19 protein-coding genes and 1 pseudogene are annotated in these 23,044 nt (G+C 65.2%); 10 read left to right on the forward strand and 10 right to left on the reverse strand.

Annotated elements, in window-relative coordinates:
- Positions 1-83 precede the first annotated feature (83 nt).
- Both groL and QCE69_RS11640 read right to left on the reverse strand, forming a co-directional pair.
- Positions 84-1,724: a chaperonin GroEL gene (gene groL / locus QCE69_RS11635; RefSeq protein ID WP_309809566.1), complete on the reverse strand. Its 1,641-nt coding sequence runs from the start codon at positions 1,722-1,724 to the stop codon at positions 84-86.
- Between the two features lie 95 nt (positions 1,725-1,819).
- A complete protein-coding gene (locus tag QCE69_RS11640) occupies positions 1,820-2,110 on the reverse strand; it encodes a co-chaperone GroES (RefSeq protein WP_006999126.1) in 291 nt (96 codons plus the stop codon).
- 463 nt (positions 2,111-2,573) lie between these two features.
- On the opposite strand from QCE69_RS11640, the gene QCE69_RS11645 reads away from it, so the two are divergent.
- Both QCE69_RS11645 and QCE69_RS11650 read left to right on the forward strand, forming a co-directional pair.
- Complete coding sequence (locus tag QCE69_RS11645) at positions 2,574-2,912, forward strand: DUF4148 domain-containing protein (protein WP_309918168.1); 339 nt, start codon at positions 2,574-2,576, stop codon at positions 2,910-2,912.
- 216 nt (positions 2,913-3,128) lie between these two features.
- Positions 3,129-3,869: a DUF2242 domain-containing protein gene (locus tag QCE69_RS11650; RefSeq protein ID WP_404987315.1), complete on the forward strand. Its 741-nt coding sequence runs from the start codon at positions 3,129-3,131 to the stop codon at positions 3,867-3,869.
- Here QCE69_RS11650 and QCE69_RS11655 read toward each other — a convergent pair.
- Together QCE69_RS11655 and QCE69_RS11660 are read right to left on the reverse strand one after the other, a co-directional pair.
- Positions 3,853-5,979 (reverse strand): 3-hydroxybutyrate oligomer hydrolase family protein, encoded by a 2,127-nt coding sequence (locus QCE69_RS11655; protein ID WP_309930806.1) that lies wholly within the window; start codon positions 5,977-5,979, stop codon positions 3,853-3,855. The two genes, QCE69_RS11650 and QCE69_RS11655, sit on opposite strands and share 17 nt — an antisense overlap.
- Before the next feature lie 257 nt (positions 5,980-6,236).
- Positions 6,237-6,593, reverse strand: a complete 357-nt coding sequence (locus QCE69_RS11660) for a BON domain-containing protein (RefSeq protein WP_309918174.1) — start codon at positions 6,591-6,593, stop codon at positions 6,237-6,239.
- 607 nt (positions 6,594-7,200) lie between these two features.
- Between QCE69_RS11660 and QCE69_RS11665 the strand changes: the two genes are divergently transcribed.
- The 4 genes from QCE69_RS11665 (at position 7,201) to QCE69_RS11680 (ending at position 11,810) form a co-directional block, all read left to right on the forward strand.
- Positions 7,201-8,724, forward strand: coding sequence for a TAXI family TRAP transporter solute-binding subunit (locus QCE69_RS11665; protein ID WP_309930808.1), 1,524 nt, complete (start codon positions 7,201-7,203; stop codon positions 8,722-8,724).
- A 135-nt stretch (positions 8,725-8,859) separates the two neighbouring features.
- Positions 8,860-9,519 (forward strand): 2-hydroxychromene-2-carboxylate isomerase, encoded by a 660-nt coding sequence (locus QCE69_RS11670; RefSeq protein ID WP_309930810.1) that lies wholly within the window; start codon positions 8,860-8,862, stop codon positions 9,517-9,519.
- Between the two features lie 250 nt (positions 9,520-9,769).
- Positions 9,770-10,783 carry a LysR family transcriptional regulator gene (locus QCE69_RS11675; protein ID WP_309930812.1) on the forward strand — a complete coding sequence of 338 codons (1,014 nt, stop codon included), beginning with the start codon at positions 9,770-9,772 and terminating at the stop codon, positions 10,781-10,783.
- A 94-nt stretch (positions 10,784-10,877) separates the two neighbouring features.
- The gene (locus QCE69_RS11680) at positions 10,878-11,810 is read left to right on the forward strand and encodes an AraC family transcriptional regulator (protein ID WP_309918186.1); all 933 of its coding nucleotides are present in this window, start codon (positions 10,878-10,880) and stop codon (positions 11,808-11,810) included.
- A gap of 9 nt (positions 11,811-11,819) precedes the next feature.
- Here the strand turns inward: QCE69_RS11680 and xdhC are convergent, their stop codons facing one another.
- Genes xdhC through xdhA form a run of 3 tightly spaced genes read right to left on the reverse strand, consistent with a single transcriptional unit; the run spans position 11,820 to position 16,225 of the window.
- Positions 11,820-12,326, reverse strand: a complete 507-nt coding sequence (gene xdhC / locus QCE69_RS11685; RefSeq protein WP_309809582.1) for a xanthine dehydrogenase accessory protein XdhC — start codon at positions 12,324-12,326, stop codon at positions 11,820-11,822.
- A complete protein-coding gene (xdhB, locus tag QCE69_RS11690) occupies positions 12,323-14,686 on the reverse strand; it encodes a xanthine dehydrogenase molybdopterin binding subunit (RefSeq protein WP_309918189.1) in 2,364 nt (787 codons plus the stop codon). Before xdhB ends, xdhC begins: the two co-directional genes overlap by 4 nt.
- A gap of 15 nt (positions 14,687-14,701) precedes the next feature.
- Entirely contained in the window at positions 14,702-16,225 is a 1,524-nt protein-coding gene (gene xdhA, locus QCE69_RS11695) for a xanthine dehydrogenase small subunit (protein WP_309918192.1), read from the reverse strand.
- 334 nt (positions 16,226-16,559) lie between these two features.
- On the opposite strand from xdhA, the gene QCE69_RS11700 reads away from it, so the two are divergent.
- Positions 16,560-17,780: an MFS transporter gene (locus tag QCE69_RS11700; RefSeq protein WP_309918195.1), complete on the forward strand. Its 1,221-nt coding sequence runs from the start codon at positions 16,560-16,562 to the stop codon at positions 17,778-17,780.
- Between the two features lie 89 nt (positions 17,781-17,869).
- Here the strand turns inward: QCE69_RS11700 and QCE69_RS39525 are convergent.
- Positions 17,870-18,025, reverse strand: a pseudogene (locus tag QCE69_RS39525) (DNA-binding protein); the annotation flags it as partial.
- A 159-nt stretch (positions 18,026-18,184) separates the two neighbouring features.
- Between QCE69_RS39525 and QCE69_RS11710 the strand changes: the two are divergent.
- From QCE69_RS11710 to QCE69_RS11720, 3 genes are all read left to right on the forward strand, one after another.
- Entirely contained in the window at positions 18,185-18,931 is a 747-nt protein-coding gene (locus tag QCE69_RS11710; RefSeq protein ID WP_309809590.1) for a GntR family transcriptional regulator, read from the forward strand.
- A gap of 7 nt (positions 18,932-18,938) precedes the next feature.
- On the forward strand, positions 18,939-20,372 hold the full coding sequence (gene mdtD, locus QCE69_RS11715; protein WP_309918199.1) for a multidrug transporter subunit MdtD: 1,434 nt from the start codon (positions 18,939-18,941) through the stop codon (positions 20,370-20,372).
- Between the two features lie 234 nt (positions 20,373-20,606).
- Positions 20,607-21,881 carry an EAL domain-containing protein gene (locus QCE69_RS11720; RefSeq protein ID WP_309918202.1) on the forward strand — a complete coding sequence of 425 codons (1,275 nt, stop codon included), beginning with the start codon at positions 20,607-20,609 and terminating at the stop codon, positions 21,879-21,881.
- Between the two features lie 69 nt (positions 21,882-21,950).
- Here the strand turns inward: QCE69_RS11720 and QCE69_RS11725 are convergent, their stop codons facing one another.
- Together QCE69_RS11725 and QCE69_RS11730 are read right to left on the reverse strand one after the other, a co-directional pair.
- On the reverse strand, positions 21,951-22,103 hold the full coding sequence (locus QCE69_RS11725; protein ID WP_309930814.1) for a hypothetical protein: 153 nt from the start codon (positions 22,101-22,103) through the stop codon (positions 21,951-21,953).
- Between the two features lie 344 nt (positions 22,104-22,447).
- Positions 22,448-23,029: a Fe-Mn family superoxide dismutase gene (locus tag QCE69_RS11730; protein ID WP_309930817.1), complete on the reverse strand. Its 582-nt coding sequence runs from the start codon at positions 23,027-23,029 to the stop codon at positions 22,448-22,450.
- Between the last annotated feature and the right edge of the window lie 15 nt (positions 23,030-23,044).

The raw sequence follows: 23,044 nt of genomic DNA on the forward strand, positions 1-23,044 counted from the left end.
ACCTGCATCGCTGCAGGTTTTCTCTGACATGACGCGAGCCCCTTTCGAGACTCGCGCCCATGTAGTCCGGCGTGAAGCCAAATTTACATGTCCATGCCCATGCCGCCCATGCCGCCGGGCATGCCGCCAGGCATCGGAGCATCTTCCTTCGGCAGTTCGGCAACGGCTGCGTCGGTCGTCAGCAGCAGGCCTGCCACCGATGCCGCGTTTTGCAGCGCCGTACGCGTGACCTTCGTCGGGTCCACGACACCGGCTTCAACCAGGTCGCCGTACTCGCCCGTTGCCGCGTTGTAGCCGTAGTTGCCCGAACCTTGAGCAACCGCTGCCACCACGACCGACGCTTCTTCGCCGCCATTCGTCACGATCTGGCGCAGCGGTTCTTCCATTGCACGCAGAACGATCTTGATACCGGCGTCCTGGTCGGCGTTCGCACCCTTCAGGCCGTCGATCGCACGACGTGCACGAATCAGCGCCACACCGCCGCCCGCCACGATGCCTTCTTCCACAGCTGCACGGGTTGCGTGCAGTGCGTCTTCGACACGTGCCTTCTTTTCCTTCATTTCGACTTCGGTCGCAGCGCCGACCTTGATCACTGCAACACCGCCGGCCAGCTTGGCCACGCGCTCTTGCAGCTTTTCACGGTCGTAGTCCGACGTCGCTTCTTCGATCTGCTTGCGCACTTGCTTCACGCGCGCTTCGATGTTCACGGCTTCGCCAGCGCCGTCGATGATCGTCGTGTTTTCCTTGCCCACTTCGATGCGCTTCGCCTGGCCCAGTTCAGCCAGCGTTGCCTTTTCGAGCGTCAGGCCGGTTTCTTCCGCGACGACTTGACCGCCGGTCAGGATCGCGATGTCTTCCAGCATGGCCTTGCGACGGTCGCCGAAGCCCGGAGCCTTGACAGCAACCGTCTTCAGGATGCCGCGGATGTTGTTGACGACCAGCGTAGCCAGCGCTTCGCCTTCGACGTCTTCAGCGATGATCAGCAGCGGACGGCCAGCCTTCGCGACTTGTTCCAGCACCGGCAGCAGGTCACGGATGTTCGAAACCTTCTTGTCGTGCAGCAGCACGAACGGGTTTTCGAGGACGGCGACTTGCTTGTCCGGGTTGTTGATGAAGTACGGCGACAGGTAGCCGCGGTCGAACTGCATGCCTTCGACGACGTCGAGTTCGTCTTCCAGCGACTTGCCGTCTTCGACGGTGATGACGCCTTCCTTGCCGACCTTGTCCATGGCTTCAGCGATGCGGTCACCGATGGAGGTGTCGCTGTTCGCCGAGATCGAGCCGACTTGCGCGATTTCCTTGTTGGTCGTGCAAGGCTTGCTGATCTTGCGCAGTTCTTCGATGGCGGCAGCAACGGCCTTGTCGATGCCGCGCTTCAGGTCCATCGGGTTCATGCCCGAGGCAACATACTTCATGCCTTCACGGACGATGGATTGCGCCAGGACCGTAGCGGTCGTGGTGCCGTCGCCGGCGTTGTCGCTGGTCTTGGAAGCCACTTCCTTGACCATTTGCGCGCCCATGTTCTGGAGCTTGTCCTTCAGTTCGATTTCCTTCGCGACCGAGACACCGTCCTTGGTGACCGTCGGGCCGCCGAACGAACGCTCGAGCACGACATTGCGACCCTTCGGACCCAGCGTGACCTTGACCGCGTTGGCCAGAATGTTCACGCCTTCGACCATCTTGGCGCGTGCGGAATCGCCAAAAGTAACTTCTTTAGCTGCCATATCAAGACTCCTTGATTCGATTCAGTTTTCCGGCTTCGCCATGCGCGCCCGAGGGGCTGCTGCAAAGGGCGAAGCCAGACGTGCAGGAAGGATGCTTACTTGACCAGGACGGCCATGATGTCTTCTTCGCGCATGACGAGCAGTTCCTGCCCGTCCACCTTGACGGTCTGGCCGGCGTACTTGCCGAACAGCACGCGGTCACCGACCTTCACGTCGAGGGCGATTTGCGCGCCCTTGTCATCGCGCTTGCCCGGGCCGATGGCCAGGACTTCGCCTTGATCCGGCTTTTCTGCCGCGGCTTCCGGGATCACGATGCCCGATGCGGTCTTGGTTTCCTGATCCAGACGCTTGACGATGACGCGATCGTGCAAAGGACGAAGGTTCATACACACTCCTCTCTTGATTGAGACTGAAATCGCTGGAAAACCCGTCCTGCAAGGCAATGCCCGCGGGACGGCAAACTTGTTAGCACTCGCGTGCGGTGAGTGCCAATTATATGGACCGGATTTGACAATTTCAAGGATGACGACGGCGGGTAATCCCGTAGCGGTGAAATTTTTTCGAATTTGCCGGCCAGTTGGCGAGAACCGCATGGATTCGTCTTGACCGGGTCCGCGAAGAAAAGGTTCACGGAAGGCCCGCATTTTCAGGCGTGAAATCAGGACGTCTCCTATGAGACCTCAGACCCCGATTGAATCGATTAATGTCGATTAGAGAATTCTGATTTATCCGAATCAGGGTTTTTACCTAGATCGCCGCGAACTAGACTGCCTTCAACGACGAAGCAACAGCAAGCAGCACCACCACTTACTGCCGCATCGTTTCCCCAATCAAGATTCGGAGGTCGTCATGTTGAAGTCCATCGTTCCCGCCCTTGCCATCGTTGCCGTCCTGGCCGCTCCCGGTTTTGCCCAGGCCCGCGAAGACGGTCCCGTCACCCGTGCCCAGGTGCGTGCCGAACTGGTCCAGCTCGAGCGCGCCGGCTATAACCCGGTCGGCGATCAAACCACCTATCCGGCCGACATCCAGGCTGCGGAAGCCCGGGTCGGCGCCAGCCAGCCCAATGCAAGCGCCTTCGGCGGCGCGGCTGAAGGCGCCTCTGCGGCAGGCCATGCGCATCGGCTGAACTTCCTGGATCGCGTCGTGCGTCCCGAAGCCGCCAATCCGGTCGATTTCAATCGTCCGTAATCCGGCTGGCCGCAGCATAAGCAGCAGCACCAGCAGCAGACAACCCGGCCCCGCGCCGGGTTTTTGCGCCTTCCGATGAACCTCAAGCGCACGCCGGTTCATCACGCTGTCAGTCACGGATCGGACGAGGGTTGCATACCGCGTTTTTTCATCGTCCAGTCCGACGGCACTACAATTTGTCTCTGCCGTTGACCCACACTCCGGATCCGCCGCTTTATGTCCATGCCGTCGCTGCGCTCAAGTCTCGTTCTCCTTGGTTTGATTGCCCTCACCGCTTGCGGAGGCCGCTCGGCCACCACCCCCAGTTACCAGCAGGAGCTGTTCAACACCGGCGCGAGCCCGTTCGCGCGCAACTACGACGCCACCGTCAACGAAACCTGCGAGGCCGCGCGCCGCGCCCTGCTCTCGCAAGGTTTCCTGACGACCATGGGCCAGCCCGATACCGTCGACGCCACCAAGAACTTCCAGCCGAGCGCCGAAACCCACGTCGTGGTGTCGTTTCATGTGGTCTGCACGCCGGGGGAAAACGCGACGAATCAGAGCATCGCGTATGTGAACGCCGTCCAGGACGGCTATGCGCTCAAGAAAAGCGATACGTCGGCGAGCGTGGGACTGAGCGTGCTCGGTTCGCTGTCGCTGCCGATCCGCTCGAACAGCGACGCGATGGTCAAGATCTCGAGCGAAACGGTGCCCGCCGGCAAGTTCTACGATCGCTTCTTCAACCTGATGAGCCACTATCTGAACACGGTGCCGCGCAGCGCGCCCGTCGCCGCCGACGAGGTGAAGAGCAAGCCGCTCGCGCCCTCGCTGATCGTGAACTCGCCGGACCTCACGCCCACGCCGATCGTCGTGCAGACGCCCGCCGCCGCCACCGCCATCCCGACTTCGGAGGCGGTCGCGGCGAGCGCTTCACAGGCGTCGTCGGCAGCAGCGGCGCCCGTCAGTTCGGCACGTTGACCGCGCCGCCCGACACGCTGATCGCATTGGCGCCGGGATCGGCGGCGATCGCCGGCAGGTTTGCGGTCGTGAGCGCGGGCGCCGAGCCCGCCGTGCCGCCACGCGCAACCGTCCGCACCACTTGCGAAGGCGGCAGCGTCGCGTTGTTCTTCAGATGATTCCACATCAGGTTCAGCGCCTGAATGTTGTAGTAGTGGACCGGAATGAAGCGCGTGTCGAAGCCCGCGACGCTCAGGAATGCGTCGAAATGCTGGCCGTTGGTGATCTCGTACAGCGACAGCTGGCTCTTGTTGCCCTCCGCCACGCGATTCGCGCCCAGATACGGCCGACCGGCATGGTTGATCGGCACCAGCGCATCCGCGCGTCCCTGCACGATGATCGCCGGCTTGCCGCGCAGGTTCGCGTTCACGCGGATCGCATTCACGCTGGCCGCCATCGTCGCGTTGCCGATGGTCCACAGCGAGCGCAGGCAGGCCGCGCCCGCATAACTCGCGTCGGGCGTGGCAAAGCGATGATCCGCCGCGCCGCCCGTCCCCACGTTGTAGACCAGGTTGATCCCGTTGGTCGGCGGCACGCCATTGCCGTTGCCGAAGACCGTGAGCATCGGCGACACCAGCGGCGCCACGCCCGCCGCGCCGCTCACCGCGTTGGTCGTGCCGAAGCTGAAGTTGCACAGGTTGTCGAGCACGCTCGCCTTCATGTAGGCGTCGGCATACGTGACCGCCACCGCCGGCACCGCCTGCGAATCCCACATCGGCGCCTGCAAGGTATCGGAATCAGTTTCGTAGCCGGCCTGGTGCAGCTGGTCGAGCGCGCTGTTGGCCTGGGCGATCGTCGTGGCGCCCGAGATCAGTCCGCCCGCCGCCAGCGACGCGCAGCGCGCGGTGCGGATCGCCGTGGTCGTGGCGAGCGGCAGCGTCGTCAGGTACGGCGCGCCGGCCGCGGCGGGGGCAAGCGCGGCGCACGGCTGCAGCAGGTTGGCGAGCGTCATGTAGTCGGCAAGCGGCCGGCCGAACGAGCCGACCGGCAGGCCGCCCTGCCGCACCGACACCTGCGACGGCAGGTTCAGATTGATCTGCGGCTCGCCGACGACGACCGCGGTGATCCAGCCGTCGGTATCCTGCTCGGCTGCCGCGAGCGCCGCGCCGCCGCCGTTGCTCACCGAAGCGGCGATGGTCGTGATGCTGCCCTTGCCATAGCGCACCTGATGGTTCGAACCGTTCAGTGGCCCGAACATGTCGTTGAGCGCCCAGTAAGCGAACTGGATCGCCTGCAGGGTATTCGCGCCCCAGTCCTTCTCGGGATTCTGCTGTGAATGCGCGTGCTTGTAGGCGTAGCGGTTCGGGAAGGCCGAGTTGAACGATGCGATGGCGGACGCGCTTGCATTCGCCTTGAAGATCGCGCTGGTGCCGGCGAAATCGGCATTGACGAGCGTGCCGTCGATGCGCGTGATGAGGTTGCTCGCCAGTTCGTGCGCGCCGTTGCCGCTGCCCTTGTCGGTATAGGCCACCGCGCAGCCGCGCTTCAGGCCCCACTCGCCCGCCGCCGAGATCGCGCCATACACGCCGCGCGATCCCGACGACGTCGCCGTCACGATGCACGGCTGATCGGGATTGAAGCTCGCCGGCACCTGGACCATCAACGAAACGTTCTGCGTGCCGCTGCCGTCGTCGGCGAACGCAAGGTATTCCTTGCCCGCGATCTTGCCTTCGCCGAGCGTGTCGTTGCCGTTCAGGTCGACATTCGGCCCCCAGAAACGCCCGTAGCCGCCGTTCGCCGACATGTCGACGAGCGCGCGGTAATTCGACCAGATGGCGAGGCGCCGCAGGTCGGCGGCGCTCGGCGACGCCGGGTTGGCAATCGAAGGCGCGGTCGCCGCAGCGAGCCCGGTCTTGCCGAGGCCGGCGGTCAGCAGATCGTCGGACTGGCCGTCGTAGGTTTGTGACTTGATCGCGCCGGAGACGAATTTCGGCACGCTGTTGTTCGCCGGGCCGCCGCCGTTGTCGTCATCGCCGCCGTGGCAGGCAGCGAGCGTCGCGGCTGCCAGCAGCGCGATCACAGCCGTGCGCGGCCAAGTTCCCGAACACTGAAAACGTGCGAATCGCTTCATTTTCGTCTCCCGTATTGTTGTGCTTCACGCCTTGTTTCAGAACACGCTACGCTTCGCTTTCGATCCGTCAGTATCACGCGGAAGCTGAAAACAGTCGCTGCTGAGTTTCCCTGTCTGCAACGCGACGGGCCGTAAGAGACACACCCGGCGTAAACGACAACGGGCTCCGGCGATCAAGCCGGAGCCCGTTGCATGGCGATGGCGTCAGACCGGGCGGCGGTGCGACGCCGCCCGAAGTCTGCCGCCTGCGTCCCGGATCAGCCTCCGCCGCCGTTCTGGACGCCGAGGGTGATCTTGTTGCTCACCGATGTGACGCCCTGGACGCCCTTCGCCACTTCTTCCGCCTGGGCGATCTGGCCGCCTTCCGGCACCGTGCCGGTCAGCGTCACCGCGCCGCCGCGGGCGCGTACGAAGACGTTGGAGACATCGAAGCCTTGCGCCTTGGACAGCGCGCGGCGCACCGCGTAGCCGAGCTTGCGGTCTTCCTTCTTGACCGCGGACTTCTGCGCCTTGGTCGGCGCAGCCGACGTGTCGCTCGACTGGGCATAGGCGCTCGAGGCAATGGTCACGCACAGCACCACGCCCAGCGCCTTCAAGAGATCAACTGCTTTCATGGTTTCTCCTTTTGTTTCGCTTGTTGACTTCGCACAGTTTGCTACTTCGCTCGTTTTGCACTTCAAATCCGGGCCGCGCTTGCTGGCGGCTGGCTACGACATCGAGCGGTTGCCCCGTGACCACGCGCTTCGCCCGAAGCGCTGAACGGCTTGAGGGCATGGCGGAGGCAAGCCGGCAGATGCGGCTCACGGTGCTGCGAGAGGCTGGCGAACGAAACAATTAGTGGCCGGTTGATCGGGTGGCATGCCCGTCGGCTCGAATATGTCCTGACACATGGCGCGATACTGCGTTGCGCGGCTCAACGTGACGCTGCGGCCCAAACTGCGGGCAGCGGCGCGCGAGGCTTCTGACATGCGGCGGCGATCGTCAATTTAGCCCAGCGCGGCCATTAGCGCAAAACATTTAACGACGCGGCCCGTGCGAGCAACATCGGCGGCGGCGAAGACACATCGATGTCACAGTCGGCGTTCATGAGGGCACGCCAGGAAGCGCCGCCCGTTTCCGGCAATCCGCGACGTCAGGCCGGTGCTTTCGGAACCTGCGCAGAGGAAGCCGCGGTGCGATCGGGTAAGCTCGCTTGCACGAAGTTTCACGATCACTCATCAAATGACTCAATCCACAGGCCCCGATCCGCGCGGCAATCCGGGCGGCGAACCGGGCGGCGAACCGGACGCGTCCCGGCGGCGGCGGCCGCAGCCGAAAATCGTCGCCCGCTTCGTGGCGATCTCCTGGCGCGACCTGGCGCTCACCTTCGGGCCCATCCTGCTGGTCTGCGCCGCCGCGCTCTACCTGGCCGTCCGGCTGATCCAGCCCGCGCCGCCGAACACGCTGACCCTCGCGGCCGGCCCGAAGGGCAGTTCGTTCTGGAACGCCGCGCAGAAGTACAAGACGATTCTCGCGCGCAACCGCGTCACGCTGAACGTGCTGGAAACCCAGGGCTCGCTCGACAATCTGACGCGCCTGGAAGCCCCCGATTCGAAGGTCGATGTCGGCTTCGTGCAGGGCGGCCTGACCAAGCCGGGCGAGACGCACGACAACCTGGAATCGCTCGGCAGCGTGTCGTACGTGCCGCTCGCGGTGTTCTACCGCAGCCCGACGGTCGTCAACCGGCTGTCCGAGCTGAAGGGCAAGCGCCTGGCGATCGGCGCGGAGGGCAGCGGCTCGCGCGTGCTGGCGCTCACGCTGCTGAAGGCGAACGGCATCGAACCGGGCGGCGACACGGAACTGCTGCCGCTCGCCGGCGACGAAGCCGCGCAGGCGCTCGAAGCCGAGCGCGTCGACGCCGTCTTCCTCGCGGGCGATTCCGCCCAGCCGCCGACAATGGCCAAGCTCCTGCGCACGCCCGGCATCCGCTTCATGGATTTCGCCCAGGCCGACGCCTATGCGCGCCGCTTCCCCTATCTCACCGAGATCCAGCTGCCGATGGGCGCGTTCGACTTCGCGCGCAACCTGCCGCCGCGCCCGGTGCACATGATCGCGCCGACAGCCGAACTGGTCGCGCGCGACAGCCTGCATCCGGCCTTGTCGGATCTGCTGATCGAGGCGGCGCGCGAAGTGCATGGCCGCGCGAATCTCTTGCAACGCGCGAACGAGTTTCCGGCGCCGCTCGTCCACGAATTCCGCATCAGCGACAACGCCGAGCGTTATTACAAATCGGGCAAGAGCTTTCTGTACCGCTCGCTGCCGTTCTGGCTCGCCAGTCTCGCGGACCGCGCGGTGTGGCTGCTGGTGCCGCTGATCGTGGTCCTGATTCCAGGCCTGCGGCTGGTGCCGGGGCTGTACCGGTGGCGGGTGAAATCGCGCATCTACCGCTGGTATGGCGCGCTCATTGCGATAGAGCGGGAAGCGATCAACGGTCCCGACCTCGCGCAGCGGGATGCGTTGCTCGACCGTATCGACGCGATCGAAACCGCCGTGAACCGGATGAAGATGCCGCTCGCCTTCGCGGATCAGTTCTATGTGCTGCGCGAGCACATCGGTTTCGTGCGGCAGCGGCTGGCGAATGCACCGGCGGCGGCGCCCGGCAGTGGGGCAGGCGACGCGAAGGACGGCAGCCCCGAAGGCGACGTGGCGCAGGCCGATTCCCCGGCCATCGCAACGCAGGCAGACACCGGGCCGCGCAGCACATAATATCGATAGCAGCGACGTTGCAAAGCGCGCCGTTCCGCTCTCGCCAACCGGGCTGGACGCCGCGCACGACGAATAACAGACGCAGCCCGGGTGTCCGCCGCGTGGGACCGCCAGGGAAAATCAGGGAGAGGCAACATGAGTGCCCCGCTTTCGAGCAATTCCAGTCAGCCGTACTTTTTCTTCGATTTCATTTCGCCGTTTTCGTACCTGCTGCTCGAGCAGCACGAGAAATGGCCCGACATGCCCTTCGAACTCGTGCCCGTCCAGTTGATGACGCTGCTCGAACGCTGGGGCCAGCCGCACGCCGCGACGATTCCCTCCAAGCGCGTCTTCACCTACCGCCATGCGCTGTTCCGGGCGGAGCAACTGGGCATTCCCTTCAAGATGCCTCCCGCCCATCCGTTTGATCCCGCCAAGGCGCTGCGGCTCGCAGTGTTGGCGAACGGCGAGATCAACTGCGTGCGGGAGATCTTCCGCTACATCTGGCGCGAAGGGCGCGATCCCGCCACCAGGGACGGCTTTCGCGGACTGTGCGAGCACGTCGGCATGCCGGACGCGGTGGCGCGCGTGGAAGACGAGGACATCAAGGCGAAGCTGCGCGACAACAATGACCGGGCGGTCCAGATGGGCGTGTTCGGGGTGCCGACCTTCCTCGTCAACGAGCAGATCTTCTGGGGCGAGGACACGCTGCCGATGGTGCTCTATGTCGCGCGGTCGCCGAACTGGCTGGACGGCAAGGAGGTGAAGCGCATCAGTGCCTTGCCGACCGCGCCACGGGACGCCGATTTCGCCTGACGCGGCTGGATGAGGCTCGGAAGACCGGGAAGGCGTCCGTACGCGACGAACCGCGCCGGCGCCTATCTCATAAATAGCGCTCCCGCTATGGCGTCAAAAAGGGATAAGCGGTTAACTTCGGAACAGGCTGCGTGACATATCGGTGACCTGGGCGTTTCCGGACGTCCGGGCAGCGTCGCGCGCGGCGCGCGGACGCACACGAACACTGACGGACGCGCGTTCTCGGCCTGACCGAACCCATCGCCCGATCATGAACGAACCCGCCGACTCCCTCGATATCTGGCTCATCCGCGTGCTGCGCACCTTGTTGCAGGAGCGCAGCGTCACGCAAACAGCGCAGCGGCTGAACCAGACCCAGCCGGCTATCAGCACGGCGCTGCGCCGCCTGCGCGAGATCCTGAACGATCCGATCCTGGTGCGCGGCAAGCAGGGCATGGTGCCAACCGAATACGGCGAGTCGCTGCTGGCGCCGGCCCAGCGGGCGCTGCGCGAAGTGGAATTCGTCGCGACCCCGCACGGCGATTTCGATCCGGCCAGTTCGCGCCGCACCTTCCGCCTCGCCGCCCCCGACTACCTGAACGACTTCTTCATGCCGACGCTCGTCGCCGCCTTTCGCGACGCGGCGCCGCACGCCCGGCTGGAGATCGAGTCCCTGAATCCGATGCGCGATCACGAGCGCATGCTCGACCAGGGCGAGATCGACGTGATGGTCGCGAACTGGACCAAGCCCGAGCCGCGCTTCGAACGCCGCGACCTGTTCTCCGACGTCTTCGTCTGCCTGATGCGCGCGAACCATCCGCTCGCCCGCGAGCCGCTCACCATCGACCGCTATGCACGCGCCGCGCATCTCGCGCCCACGCCGTACAGCGGCGGCCGGCGGCATCCGATCGACATCGGACTGGCGCGGGCGGGCATCGAGCGGCGCATCGTCACGACGATCCCCTACTTCGGCCTGGTGCCGCAGGTGCTGCTGCAGTCAGACCTGATCTTCACGGCGCCGCGCCGCTTCGCGCAGCACTATGCGTCGATGCTGCCGCTCGCCGTGCTCGAATCGCCGGTGCCGTTTCCGCGCATCAAGTGCTACCAGCTGTCGCTGCCGCAACCCGATCAACCCACCGACGTCGCGTGGCTGCGCACCCTGATTTCGACGATGTCCGCCTCCCTCACGGGCAGGAAAGGCGCGGCGACCGCGTTCAGCGCGCCCGACACACCCGACGCATCCGGTACGGACGACAGCGCCGAACTCGGCGAACTGGCGAAGTAAAACTGCCGAAGCGAGCGCGCGAGCGGCGCGGCGGCTGGACTTTCGGTAGTATCCGAAGCGAATCGTCGCCCTCCGTCCGACCCCGACCGTTCCCATGGATGCTCTCGACAAACTGATCCAGCTGGCGAATCTGTCCGGCGCGCTCGATCTGCGCTGCCTGCTGAGCGGACCGCTCGAACTCGATCACGCGCCCGCGCCGGCGGGCGAAGCGGTTTATCACGTCGTGCTGGACGGGGCCTGCGCGGTCCTGCGTCCGGGTCACGCGCCGCTCGAACTGCGCGCCGGCGATATCTTCGTCCTGCCGCGCGGCGACGCGCACGTGCTGAGCATCGAGGCGCGCGCTGCCGGCGCCTTGCGTATTGAAGCTCATGGGGAGGTGGAGAAGCGCCACAACGGCGCCGTGATAGTGAAGAGCAATTGCGGCGAGCGCGATCCGGCGGTCGACCTGCTGTGCGGCCGCTTTCTGTACGCACCGCGCGCCTTGCTCGTCGATGTCCTGCCGGACGTCGTGCATGTGTCGTTCTCGCGCACGTCCGCGCCCTATCTCGATCCGCTCGTGCAGACCATGCGGCGCGAAGCCGAGGATGCACAACTGGGCGCGCCGTCGATCGTCACGGCACTCTCCACCGCTCTCTTCACGATGGTGCTGCGCGCGTGGCTGGCCAGCCAGCCGTCGCTCGCGGGCGTGCTCGGCCTGCTGTCGAACCGGCGGCTCGGAGCATCGATCATCGCGATGCTGGAGCGCCCCGCCGAGCCCTGGACACTGGAGATGCTGGCCAGGGAAGCGGCGATGTCGCGCGCCACCTTCATGCGCGCCTTCTCCGCGCATTCGGAGAGCTCGCCGCTGGCGTTGCTGAGCCACGTCCGCATGCAGCTTGCGAGCACGATGCTGACACGGACCCGCAAAAGCATTGCGGACGTCGCGGCGGATGTCGGCTATCAGTCAGAGGCCGCCTTCAGCAAGCGTTTCAAGGAGCTCTACGGTGTGGCGCCGGGACGCTTCCGGCAGGCCAACGGCATTACTTGAGCGTCGTCGTCACGCGGTTGCGCGGACGGTCTTCCACGCATCGGCGCCATAGCGCGCGGTCATCTCGCGCACGCGCAGCAGCTGCGCGGTGACTGCCAGCGCGATCGAGCCGGGCGCCTTGTCGACGATGCCTTCCACGCCGATCGGACAGGTGATCTCCGCCAGCCGGTCCGCCGCGACGCCGCGCTCCAGCAGACGGCGCTCGAACTTCACGCGCTTGGTCTTCGAGCCGATCAGCCCGAAATACGCGAAGTCGTCGCGCCGCATGATGCGCTGCGTGAGCGAGAAATCGAGCGCGTGATCGTGCGTCATCACGATGAAGTAGGCGCCGGCGGGCGCTTCGTCGACGATGGCATCGGGCAGGTCGGTGGCTTCGACCTGCACGTTGGCCGGGACTTCGTCGGGGAACAGTTCGTCGCGCGCATCCACCCATTGCACGACGCACGGCAAGGTGCCGAGCACCTTCACGAGCGCGTGACCCACATGGCCCGCGCCGAACAGGACGACGTGCATCATGAGCGTGCGCTCCTGACCGCGTTGACCGCCTTGAGAATCTCTTCGGCCGTCGCGGGCGCGTTGAGCGGCGGATTCACCGTGTGATCGCCGACTGCCGAGACGGCGTCGCGGATCGCGAAGAACACCGAGAACGGCAGCAGCAGCGGCGGCTCGCCGACCGCCTTCGAACGATGGATGCTGTCCTCGACGTTGCGGTTGTTGAACAGCTCGACGCGGAAGTCCGCGGGCATGTCGTTGGTGGTCGGGATCTTGTAGGTGGACGGCGCGTGGGTCATCAGCTTGCCCTGGTCGTTCCACCACAGTTCTTCCGTGGTCAGCCAGCCCATGCCCTGCACGAACGCGCCTTCCACCTGACCCTTGTCGAGCGCGGGATTGAGCGACGCGCCTACGTCGTGCAGCGCGTCCGCGCGCAGCACGCGCATCTCGCCGGTGAGCGTGTCGATCACCACTTCCGATACCGCCGCGCCGTACGAGTAGTAGAAGAACGGGCGCCCCTGCATGGTCGCCTGATCCCAGTAGAGCTTGGGCGTGGCATAGAAGCCGTCGGACCACAGCTGGACGCGCGCGAGATAGGCCTTCTGCACGACTTCGCCGAATGGAATCGCATCGCCGCCGACGATCACGCGGTCGTTCGCGAAGCGCACTTCCTCGGCTGTCACCGTGCCGCCGCCGAACTTATCGGCCGCGAACTTCGCGAGCCGCTCGCGCAACTGGCGCGCGGCGTCCTGCGCGGCCTTGCCGTTCAGGTCGGTGCCGGTGGAAGCCGCCGTCGCCGACGTGTTGGCCACCTTGCTCGTGTCCGTCGCCGTGACGCGCACGCGTTCGAAGTTCACGCCCAGTTCGTGCGCGACCACCTGCGCAACCTTCGTGTTCAAGCCCTGGCCCATTTCCGTGCCGCCGTGATTCACGAGCATGGAGCCGTCGGTATAGATGTGAACCAGCGCGCCGGCCTGGTTGAAGTGCGTCACGTTGAACGCGATGCCAAACTTCACCGGCGTCAGCGCCATGCCCTTCTTCAGGATTGTGTTGCTGGCGTTGAAGGCGTCGATGGCTTCGCGGCGGCGGCGATAGTCGCTCGTCTCTTCCAGCTCGGCGATCAGTTCGTGGATGACGTTGTCTTCGACCGTCTGCCCGTACGGCGTCTGGTTGTTGTCCGTCTTGCCGTAGAAATTCGCGCGGCGCACGTCGAGCGAATCGCGGCCGACCGCACGCGCGACGTTGTCCATGATGTATTCGATCGCGAACGCGCCCTGCGGCCCGCCGAAGCCGCGGAACGCGGTGTTCGACTGCGTGTTGGTCTTGCCGCAATAGCCTTCAATCTTCACGTCCGACAGCCAGTAGGCGTTGTCGAAGTGGCAGACGGCGCGCGTCATCACGGGGCCGGACAGGTCGGCGGAAAAGCCGCAGCGCGACGTCATGTCGACGGCCACGCCTTCGATCTTGCCGTCGTCGTCGTAACCGACTTCGAAGTCATAGATGAAGTCATGGCGCTTGCCGGTGATCATCATGTCGTCGTCGCGGTCCGGGCGCAGCTTCACCGGGCACAGCAGCTTCCACGCGGCCAGCGCCGCGCAGCACGCGAAAATGCCCGACTGCGATTCCTTGCCGCCGAAGCCGCCGCCCATGCGCCGGCATTCGACCAGCACGTTGTGCGAATGCACGTTCAGCACGTGGGCAACGAGATGCTGCATTTCCGTCGGGTGCTGCGTCGAGCAGTAGACGTGCATGCCGTCGTCGTCCTTCGGCACGGCGTAGGCAATCTGGCCTTCCAGATAGAACTGTTCCTGGCCGCCCAGCTTCATCGCGCCGCGCTCGTGATGCGCGGCCTGCGCCATGCGGCCGGCGGCGTCGCCACGGGAGAGCTTCAGCGGGTTCAGCACGTAGGACTCGGCCTTGCGCGCGTCGGCCGGCGTGAGCACCGGCACGAGATCCTCGAACTCGATCTTCGCGCGGCGCGCGGCGAGACGCGCGGTGTCGTGCGACGTCGCGACGACGATGAACATCGGCTGGCCGACGAACTGCACGATGCCCTGCGCGAGCACCGGATCGTCGTGGATGATCGGGCCGCAGTCGTTGACGCCGGGAATGTCGTCGGCGGTGAAGACGGCGACAACGCCCGGCGTCGCGCGCACGGCGTCGAAGTTCATCGACACGATCTTCGCGTGCGCCTTCGGACTCGTGCCGAGCGCCGCGTGCAGCGTGCCCGCGACGATCGGAATGTCGTCGGTGTAGCTGGCGCGCCCGCTCACGTGCAGATGCGCCGACTCATGCGGACGCGACACGTGGACCTGCTTGAAATCGTCCGCTTCGTTCGCGAGCGACTTGGCTTCGGCGAGGAAAGCTTCTGCTTGCTGATTCATGTTCGTGTCCCCTTCTTACTTCGCTTCGACCAGTTCGATGGCGCGCACATCCAGCTTCGACTTGTCCAGCGGATCGTTCGGACGCGTCTCCAGCCAGAACCGATACAACAGGCTCTTGGCCGTGTCGAGACGGTAGTCGCTGCTCGCGCGCATGTCGGTGAGCGGCTGGTAGTCCTTGCTCAATGCGATCATCGCGGCCTGGACGGTGGCTTCGTGCCACTGGGCATCGGCGAGAATGGCTTCGGCGTGCGCGGCGCGCTTCGGCGTCGCGGCCATGCCGCCGTAGGCCAGGCGCGGCTCGCGAATGAATTCGCCATCGGCGATGAACGAGAACGCGGCGTAGACGGCGGAAATGTCGGAGTCGAAGCGCTTCGAGAGCTTGTACGCGCGGAACTGGCGCTTCGCATGCTGGCCCGCGCGGGTCGGCACCCGGATGGCCGCGACGAATTCATTCGCCGCCATGTCCTTCTTCTGATACGCGATATACAGGTCTTCGAGCGGCATCTCGCGCGTGCCGTTCACGCTCTGCAGCACGACGCGCGCGTTCAGCGCGATGAGACCGGGCATCGAATCGCCGATCGGCGAGCCGTTGGCGACGTTGCCGCCGAGCGTTCCCGCATTGCGGATCGGCAGCGACGCGAAGCGCAATTGCGTTTCCTCGAGTTCCGGATACGTCTTGACGAGTTCCGCGTAGGCGCGTTCGAGCGACACGCCCGCGCCGATCTCGATCCACTCGCCGGTCGTCTCCAGGCGCTTGAGCGCGTCGATCTGCCCGACATAGGCGATGTCGCCGAGATCGCGCAACTGCTTCGTCACCCACAGACCGACGTCCGTGCTGCCCGAGAGAATCCGCACGTCCGGATTGCTGTCCTTGAGCGCGGCGAGCGCCTCGACGGTGCGGGGCGCGTCGAAACGGCGGCCCGCGTGTTCGTAATGGAAGGTATCGGTGCGCCGGATGCTGTCGAGCGAACGCGCGAGCGCCGGGACGTTGACGGGCGCGAGCGGCGCGTGATCGAACATCTGCTCGGCGGCGTCGATGATCGGCCGATAGCCCGTGCAGCGGCACAGGTTGCCGGTCAGCGCGTCGCTGATTTCCTGGCGCGAGGGCTTCGACTTCTCGCAGGCGCCTGCACAACCGGTGGTCGCATGACCGTGCTTTTCGTACAGCGCGAACATCGACATGGCAAAACCCGGGGTGCAGAAACCGCACTGCGAGCCATGGCAGTCCACCAAGGCGCGCTGCACCGGATGCAGCGTGCCGTCGGGCTGGCGCAGGTCTTCGACGGTGAACAGCGCGCGGCCGTCGAGCGTCGGCAGGAACTGCACGCACGAATTGACGGCCTTGAACGCGACGCCGCCCCGGCCGTCCGGCTCGCCGATGACCACGGTGCACGCGCCGCAGTCGCCTTCCGCGCAGCCTTCCTTGGTGCCGGTGCAGCGCGCGTCTTCGCGCAGGTATTGCAGGACGGTGCGCGTCGTCGCTGCGTCGCTCACTTCCTGGATCGCGTTGCGGTGATAGAAGCGGATCGGCTGGCTCATGGGGATGTGGGCTCTTCGATGCTGTTCTGCTGGTTGCGCGGGGTGCGCAGCCGGTGGCATGCGCGACAGGGACGAACGGTCGGGCCGGTCCTGTCGCCTCGATGGTTCAAAAGCTATCACTGCCAAAATCCGCATCCCATAGGTGACATTGCATGGTGGGCATACTCCTGTCCCGATATGCCGTCAAAGCCTTACGCGACAAGGCGTCGGCCGATGCCTTCCGATCGTTCGGACAGGCGGTTTGTCCTACCTGGTTACAAAACCGGTGCGACGCTGCGACGCAACATATGTAACAATCACGCCTTCGCGCCGAATACAAGTCCGCACTTTCCCTATGTCCACCGAGCCCCGCTCCGCCGCCGCGTCACAAAGCGACTTCGCCGTCACGCTGCGCATCCTGCCTGTCGTGCTGTACACGTTCCTGTGCTACCTGACCATCGGCATTCCGCTGGCGGTGCTGCCGGGCTTCGTGCATACGGATCTCGGCTATGGCTCGGTGATGGCCGGCGCGGCGATCAGCGTGCAGTATCTGGCCACCCTGATGTCGCGACCGCTCGCGGGCCGCACCGCCGACACCCTCGGTCCCAAGAAGACCGTGCTGTACGGACTCGCGGCGTGTGCCGTGAGCGGCGTGCTGCTGCTGGGCTCGGCGCTCGCGGCGCAATGGCACGTGGCGAGCCTGGTGCTGCTGGTGATCGCGCGGCTCGTGCTCGGCTTCGGCGAAAGCTGGGTGGGGACCGGTTCGATCACGTGGGGCATCGGGCGCGTGGGCGTGACGAACAACGCGAAGGTGATCTCGTGGAACGGCATCGCGACGTATGGCGCGCTGGCGATCGGCGCGCCGCTGGGCGTGGCGATCGATCATGCGCTGGGGTTCGCGGTGCTCGGGCTGCTCGTGATCGCACTGGGCGGCTTCGGCTACTGGCTCGCGACGCGCATGGCCAGCGTACCGGTCGTGCATGGCGAGCGCATGTCGTATCGCAGCGTGTTCTTTCGCGTGCTGCCGCATGGCCTCGGCCTGGCGCTCGGTTCGGCGGGCTTCGGTTCGATCGCCACCTTCATCACGCTGTACTACGCGGCGCACAACTGGCCGAACGCGGCGCTGTCGCTCACCGTGTTCGGCACGATGTTCATCGGCGCGCGCCTGCTGTTTGCCAACACGATCAAGGCCTATGGCGGCTTTCGGGTGGCGATCGTGTCGTTCGCGTTCGAATGCGCCGGCCTGCTGATGCTGTGGCTCGCCGCGGAACCGACCTTCGCGCTCGCGGGCGCGGCGCTGACCGGCTTCGGCTTCGCGCTCGTGTTTCCAGCGCTCGGCGTGGAAGCGGTCGGACTCGTGCCGCCGGCGAGCCGGGGCGCGGCATTGTCGGCTTATTCGGTGTTCCTGGATTTGTCGCTCGGGCTGACCGGGCCGCTCGCCGGGTATGTCGCGGGTGAATTCGGCTACGGCTCGGTGTTCCTGTTCGCCGCGCTGGCGGCGGCCGCGGCGGTGGCGCTTTCCGTGGCGCTGTATGTGCGCACGGGACGCGGCGTGGGCGGGCCGGCGACGGCTTGACGGCTTCTGCGATCGGCAAGCGGCTGCAATCCTGATTCCGATGCGGGGATCACCGTATTCCGGCAAGGCCCTCCCGGGCGATTCCGATCCCGCGCACAGGCAACGACGCCCAGCGCATGAGCGATGAACGCCGGATCGTCGCCGCTGTCCCGAAGGCAGGCTTCCGAATACCCGGCGATGTCCTCTTCGGTACGCAGATGACCGGCGGACTCCCACGGTCTTGTCCTGATCCTGCCTGACGTCATTGCCTGCTCCATGTGAAGGCGAAGTGTGGATCGAGTGAACCGACGGACGTGCCGAAAGCCGCTCCGAAACCACGTGATCGCAGACAGGATAAGAATCCGCGCGACCTTCGTCATCGAGGTTTGTCTTAAAATCGCCGCTTGGCCCCTCTGCGTCCGCTTATGAACTCGACATCGGAAGACCGTTGGCGCGACTTGCGCCCGGACCCGGACAGCGACACCCCGCTCTATCTCCAGCTCGCCCGCAAGCTCGCCAACGCCATCCACGAGAATCGCTGGAACGCAGGCGAGGCACTGCCCTCCGAACGCGTCCTGTCCGATGCACTCGGCGTATCGAGGATCACCTCGCGCAAGGCCATCGCGCTGCTCGTCGAGCAAGGGCTGATCCGGCGCGAGCAAGGCGCGGGCAGCTTCATCACGCCGCGCTATGAAGACCCGCTCTCGCGTCTGTCGAGCTTTTCGGAGATGCTCAGGCGGCGCGGCTTCACCCCCAGTTCCAAGTGGCTCTCGCGCAGCATCGAGCCCGCCAATCGCGAAGAGGTCATCCAGCTCGGCCTCTCGCCCGCCGCCGCGGTGACGCGCCTGAAGCGCCTGCGTCTCGCCGACGACATCGTCATGGCCGTCGAGAACTCCACCTTTCCGGCCGCCTGCATTCCCGAGCCGCAGGCCATCGGCGACTCGCTCTACAGCTATCTCGACTCGCGCGGCCTCTCGATCGTGCGCGCGCTCCAGCACTTCCGCGCGGTGAATGCGAGCCAGGAGATCGCCGCGCAAATGGGCATCGCGCCGCACGACGCGCTGCTGCTCATCACGCGCGTAGGCTATACGGCGGACCAGCGCGCCATCGAACTCACCGACACCTACTGTCGCAACGACTACTACGACTTCGTCGCGGAACTCCGCAAATAAGCGCCCCATGACCGATATCGCCACACGCACGCCGTCCGACCGCTCGCTTTCAGTCATGCTGTGGATCGTCGCGACGGGCTTCTTCATGCAGACGCTGGACTCGACGATCGTCAACACCGCGCTCCCCGCGATGGCCCGCAGCCTCGGCGAAGCGCCGCTGCGCATGCAGGGCGTCGTGATCGGGTATTCGCTCACGATGGCGATGATGATCCCCGTCTCCGGCTGGCTCGCGGACAAGCTCGGCACGCGGCGCGTGTTCTTCAGCGCGATCCTCGTGTTCACCATCGGCTCCCTGCTCTGCGCCAAGGCCCAGTCGCTGCAGGCGCTGGTGGCGTTCCGCGTCGTGCAGGGCATCGGCGGCGCGATGCTGCTGCCGGTCGGCCGGCTCGCGGTGCTGCGCGTGTTTCCCGCCGAACGCTATCTGTCGGCGCTGGCCTTCGTCGCGATTCCGGGGCTGATCGGTCCGCTCATTGGTCCGACGCTCGGCGGCTGGCTCGTGCAGATCGCCTCGTGGCACTGGATCTTCCTGATCAACGTGCCGGTGGGCATCGTCGGCTGCATCGCCACCAACATGTACATGCCCGACAGCCGCAATCCCGCCGTTGCGCCCTTCGATCTCGCCGGCTACCTGCTGCTGGCGATCGGCATGGTGTCGCTCACGATCTCGCTCGACGGGCTCGCCGATCTCGGCTTGCAGCACGCCGTTGTCATCGTGCTGCTGGTGCTGTCGTTCGGCTGCTTCGTCGCCTACGGCCTGCACGCGACACGCGCCGCCCAGCCGATCTTCTCGCTCGATCTGTTCAAGATCCACACCTTCAGCGTCGGGCTGCTCGGCAATCTGTTCGCGCGGATCGGCAGCGGCGCGATGCCGTATCTGATTCCGCTGCTGCTGCAGGTGAGTCTCGGCTACACGGCGTTCCAGGCGGGGATGATGATGCTGCCTGTGGCTGCCGCCGGCATGCTGTCCAAGCGCGTGGTGACGCGGCTGATCGAGCGGCGCGGCTACCGGCGCGTGCTGGTGGTGAACACGGTGCTCGTCGGGCTGATGATGGCGAGCTTCTCGCTCGCCAGCGCGCATCAGCCGCTGTGGCTGCGGCTCGTGCAGCTGGCGGTGTTCGGCGCGGTCAACTCGGTGCAGTTCACGGCGATGAACACGCTCACGCTGAAGGATCTCGGCACGGGTGGCGCGAGCAGCGGCAACAGCCTGTTCTCGCTCGTGCAAATGCTTTCGATGAGCCTGGGCGTGACCGTCGCCGGCGCGATTCTCTCGACCTTCACCAGTCTGCTGCCGCAGGTGACCGCGTCGAATTCGCTGCCGGCCTTTCACGCGACGTTCCTGTGCGTCGGCGTCATCACGGCGGCGACGGCGTGGATCTTCGGCCAATTGGCGCCCGAAGTGCGTTCGGCGCCACGCAAGCCCGATCCATCGGAAGCCAACTAGACTGCGCACCGGGACCGCGCACCGCGCCGGTGCCCGCGCGCACAGCGGCGCGGCGTGCGCTCCCGGGCGCGCAGCATGATTCGCGTATCTGCACACGAATTGTCGCGGGCATTGCGCCGCAAGCCTGCCGGAAGCCGCTTGCGGCTTGAATTTGCACGCTTTTTGCTCAAACGGAGGTAAGCCGTTCCTGTAAACTAGCGCTGTTCAGTTTCCCTGCCCCGATGCCTCGACACCATGAGCATGGTTGATCTCGACCCTCCCCGCTTTCAGCCGCCGCGCCCCGTCGCCGGCGACGACGGCTCGCGACGCACCGTGCTGTACGGCGAATACACCGTCTTCAGCGTATTTCAGCCCGTGTTCTCGGTGTCGCACCGGCGCGCCATCGGCTATCACGCTTCGCTGCGCGCCCGCGACGACACACATCGTCATGTGCCGTCGCACGAAGTATTCACCCAGGCCGCGCGGCGCGGCGATCTGCTCGAACTCGGACGGCTCGCCGAATCCCTTCATCTTGGCAATTTCAACGCGTTCGACAGCCATGACGAATGGCTCTTCCTGAGCCTGCATCCCGCCGCGCTGATGGACATGAGCTACGGCGACGCTCTGGTCGCGGCGCTGAAGGACATTGGACTGTTGCCGCAGCGCGTGGTGCTGGAGGTGCCCGAGCAGGCCGGCGGCGAAACGACGCGCTTTACCGAGATCATCGATTCGCTGCGCAAGTCGGGCTTCCTGATTGCGCTGGACGGTTTCGGCGTCAAGCATTCGAACATCGATCGCGTGTGGCAATTGCGGCCCGACATCGTGACGCTCGACCGCTGCATCCTTCAGCAGGCCACCGAGCATTCGCATATCGAGCGCGTGCTGCCGCGGCTTGTGTCGCTGCTGCACGAGTCCGGCCAGCTCGTGCTGATGGGCGGTCTTTCGACCGAACGTGATGCGTTGATCGCGCTGGAGTGCAACGTGGATTTCGTGCAGGGCGCATATTTCGCGCAGCCGAGCGTCGATGCCGTGCATCCGCAGGTTGCGGCAAGCGTGATGGATGCGTTGACGGCGGCATCGCGCGAGCGCATCGGCGCGCGCGACCGCGCCCAGGCAACGCGTCTCGAACCGTATGTGAGCGGGCTCGAACGGGCGTCGGTGAAACTGATGGAGGGTGAAACGCTCGTTGCGGCCACGAGCGAACTGCTGCAACTCGCCGACACCGCCCGCTGCTTCCTGCTCGATCAGGCCGGACGGCAGATCGGCGATAACGTGGTGCCCATCGTGCGCACGTCGCAGCGCGCGAAACGCTTCAGCCCGCTGCTGCATTCCGAAGGCGCGAGCTGGGAGCGGCGCCCGTATTTCATCGAGGCGCTGCGCGCGCCGGGACGGGTTCAGTTGACGGCGCCGTATCTGTCGATCAACGAGGCGCATCTGTGCGTGACGGCGTCGATCGCGGCGCAGACGCCTTATGGGTTGCAGGTGCTGTGCGTCGACATCAACTGGGAAGCGATGCCGCGACGGCGGTAGCGGGTTGCGCGTTGCGCCTGATTGACGGAACGGGAGCCTTCCATCGGGGAGGCTTTTTCGTTTCTGGAATCAGGCGTTGTGGTCGGGTTCGGGACGGACGAGATCGAAGCCCGCCAGCATGACCACGCCGGACAGCACGATCAGCGCGACGGAATGACGTCCGAAGTACAGCAGCGCGGCGGCGGACCAGGCTGCGACGCATAAGCCTGCGAGGTGTCTCATGGCGGTGTGCGGGGATCCAAAGCGATATTTTAGGGTTTTGGGATTTGTCGCGCTGGGATGGGGCGTGCAGTCTGCTAAGGTTCGTAAAACTACGCGGAGCGGGTGAGAAAAGCGTAGCGCCGCCCGGGAAACCGGGTCCCACCTGGAGTGGGTGTTTCACCTCACGGTGAATAGAGAGTCCCGCCTACAACGGCTGCCCTTGGGCAGCCGTTGGTCTTTTGAGCTCGACTCCTCCCCGCCGCACATAAGTGTCATTGTCCGAGCTCCAAAAACAAAAAGCCGCATCGAACTGAATCGATGCGGCTCTTGCCGAAGCGACCCACCGGGCCGCAACAACCCAAAACTTACGCGCCGAAATTCTGCGCAGCGAAGTCCCAGTTCACGATGTTCCAGTAAGCCTCGATGAACTTCGGACGCGCATTGCGATAGTCGATGTAATACGCGTGTTCCCACACGTCGATGGTCAGCAGCGCCTTGGCGTCCGTCGTGAGCGGCGTGGCGGCGTTGCTGGTCGACACGATGTCGAGGCTGCCGTCGGTCTTCTTCACGAGCCAGGTCCAGCCCGAACCGAACGTGCCGGTGGCAACCTTGGCGAACTCTTCCTTGAACTTGTCGAACGAGCCGTACTTCGCGTTGATCGCGTCAGCCAGCGCGCCAGTGGGTGCGCCGCCGCCCTGAGGCGACAGGCTGTTCCAGAAGAACGTGTGGTTCCAGACCTGAGCGGAGTTGTTGAACACGCCACCCGACGACTTCTTCACGATTTCTTCGAGCGACAGGTTCTCGAATTCAGTACCCGGAATCAGCTTGTTCAGGTTGGTCACATAGGTCTGGTGATGCTTGCCATAGTGATACTCGAGCGTTTCTTGCGACATGTGCGGAGCGAGCGCGTTCTTTTCGAACGGCAGCGGCGGGAGCTTATGTTCCATGATGCGAGCCTTCCT

It is taken from the genome of Caballeronia sp. LZ032, from assembly GCF_031451315.1.
Classification (GTDB): Bacteria; Pseudomonadota; Gammaproteobacteria; order Burkholderiales; family Burkholderiaceae; genus Caballeronia.

Coding starts and splice junctions, on each gene's coding strand:
- mdtD (WP_309918199.1), top strand. CDS start 18,939: ATGACCGATATCGCCACACGCACGCCGTCCGACCGCTCGCTTTCAGTC.
- QCE69_RS11655 (WP_309930806.1), bottom strand. CDS start 5,979: ATGAAGCGATTCGCACGTTTTCAGTGTTCGGGAACTTGGCCGCGCACG.
- QCE69_RS11660 (WP_309918174.1), bottom strand. CDS start 6,593: ATGAAAGCAGTTGATCTCTTGAAGGCGCTGGGCGTGGTGCTGTGCGTG.
- QCE69_RS11640 (WP_006999126.1), bottom strand. CDS start 2,110: ATGAACCTTCGTCCTTTGCACGATCGCGTCATCGTCAAGCGTCTGGAT.
- QCE69_RS11725 (WP_309930814.1), bottom strand. CDS start 22,103: ATGAGACACCTCGCAGGCTTATGCGTCGCAGCCTGGTCCGCCGCCGCG.
- QCE69_RS11665 (WP_309930808.1), top strand. CDS start 7,201: ATGACTCAATCCACAGGCCCCGATCCGCGCGGCAATCCGGGCGGCGAA.
- QCE69_RS11645 (WP_309918168.1), top strand. CDS start 2,574: ATGTTGAAGTCCATCGTTCCCGCCCTTGCCATCGTTGCCGTCCTGGCC.
- QCE69_RS11720 (WP_309918202.1), top strand. CDS start 20,607: ATGAGCATGGTTGATCTCGACCCTCCCCGCTTTCAGCCGCCGCGCCCC.
- QCE69_RS11700 (WP_309918195.1), top strand. CDS start 16,560: ATGTCCACCGAGCCCCGCTCCGCCGCCGCGTCACAAAGCGACTTCGCC.
- xdhA (WP_309918192.1), bottom strand. CDS start 16,225: ATGAGCCAGCCGATCCGCTTCTATCACCGCAACGCGATCCAGGAAGTG.
- groL (WP_309809566.1), bottom strand. CDS start 1,724: ATGGCAGCTAAAGAAGTTACTTTTGGCGATTCCGCACGCGCCAAGATG.
- QCE69_RS11675 (WP_309930812.1), top strand. CDS start 9,770: ATGAACGAACCCGCCGACTCCCTCGATATCTGGCTCATCCGCGTGCTG.
- QCE69_RS11650 (WP_404987315.1), top strand. CDS start 3,129: ATGTCCATGCCGTCGCTGCGCTCAAGTCTCGTTCTCCTTGGTTTGATT.
- QCE69_RS11670 (WP_309930810.1), top strand. CDS start 8,860: ATGAGTGCCCCGCTTTCGAGCAATTCCAGTCAGCCGTACTTTTTCTTC.
- QCE69_RS11710 (WP_309809590.1), top strand. CDS start 18,185: ATGAACTCGACATCGGAAGACCGTTGGCGCGACTTGCGCCCGGACCCG.
- xdhC (WP_309809582.1), bottom strand. CDS start 12,326: ATGATGCACGTCGTCCTGTTCGGCGCGGGCCATGTGGGTCACGCGCTC.
- xdhB (WP_309918189.1), bottom strand. CDS start 14,686: ATGAATCAGCAAGCAGAAGCTTTCCTCGCCGAAGCCAAGTCGCTCGCG.
- QCE69_RS11730 (WP_309930817.1), bottom strand. CDS start 23,029: ATGGAACATAAGCTCCCGCCGCTGCCGTTCGAAAAGAACGCGCTCGCT.
- QCE69_RS11680 (WP_309918186.1), top strand. CDS start 10,878: ATGGATGCTCTCGACAAACTGATCCAGCTGGCGAATCTGTCCGGCGCG.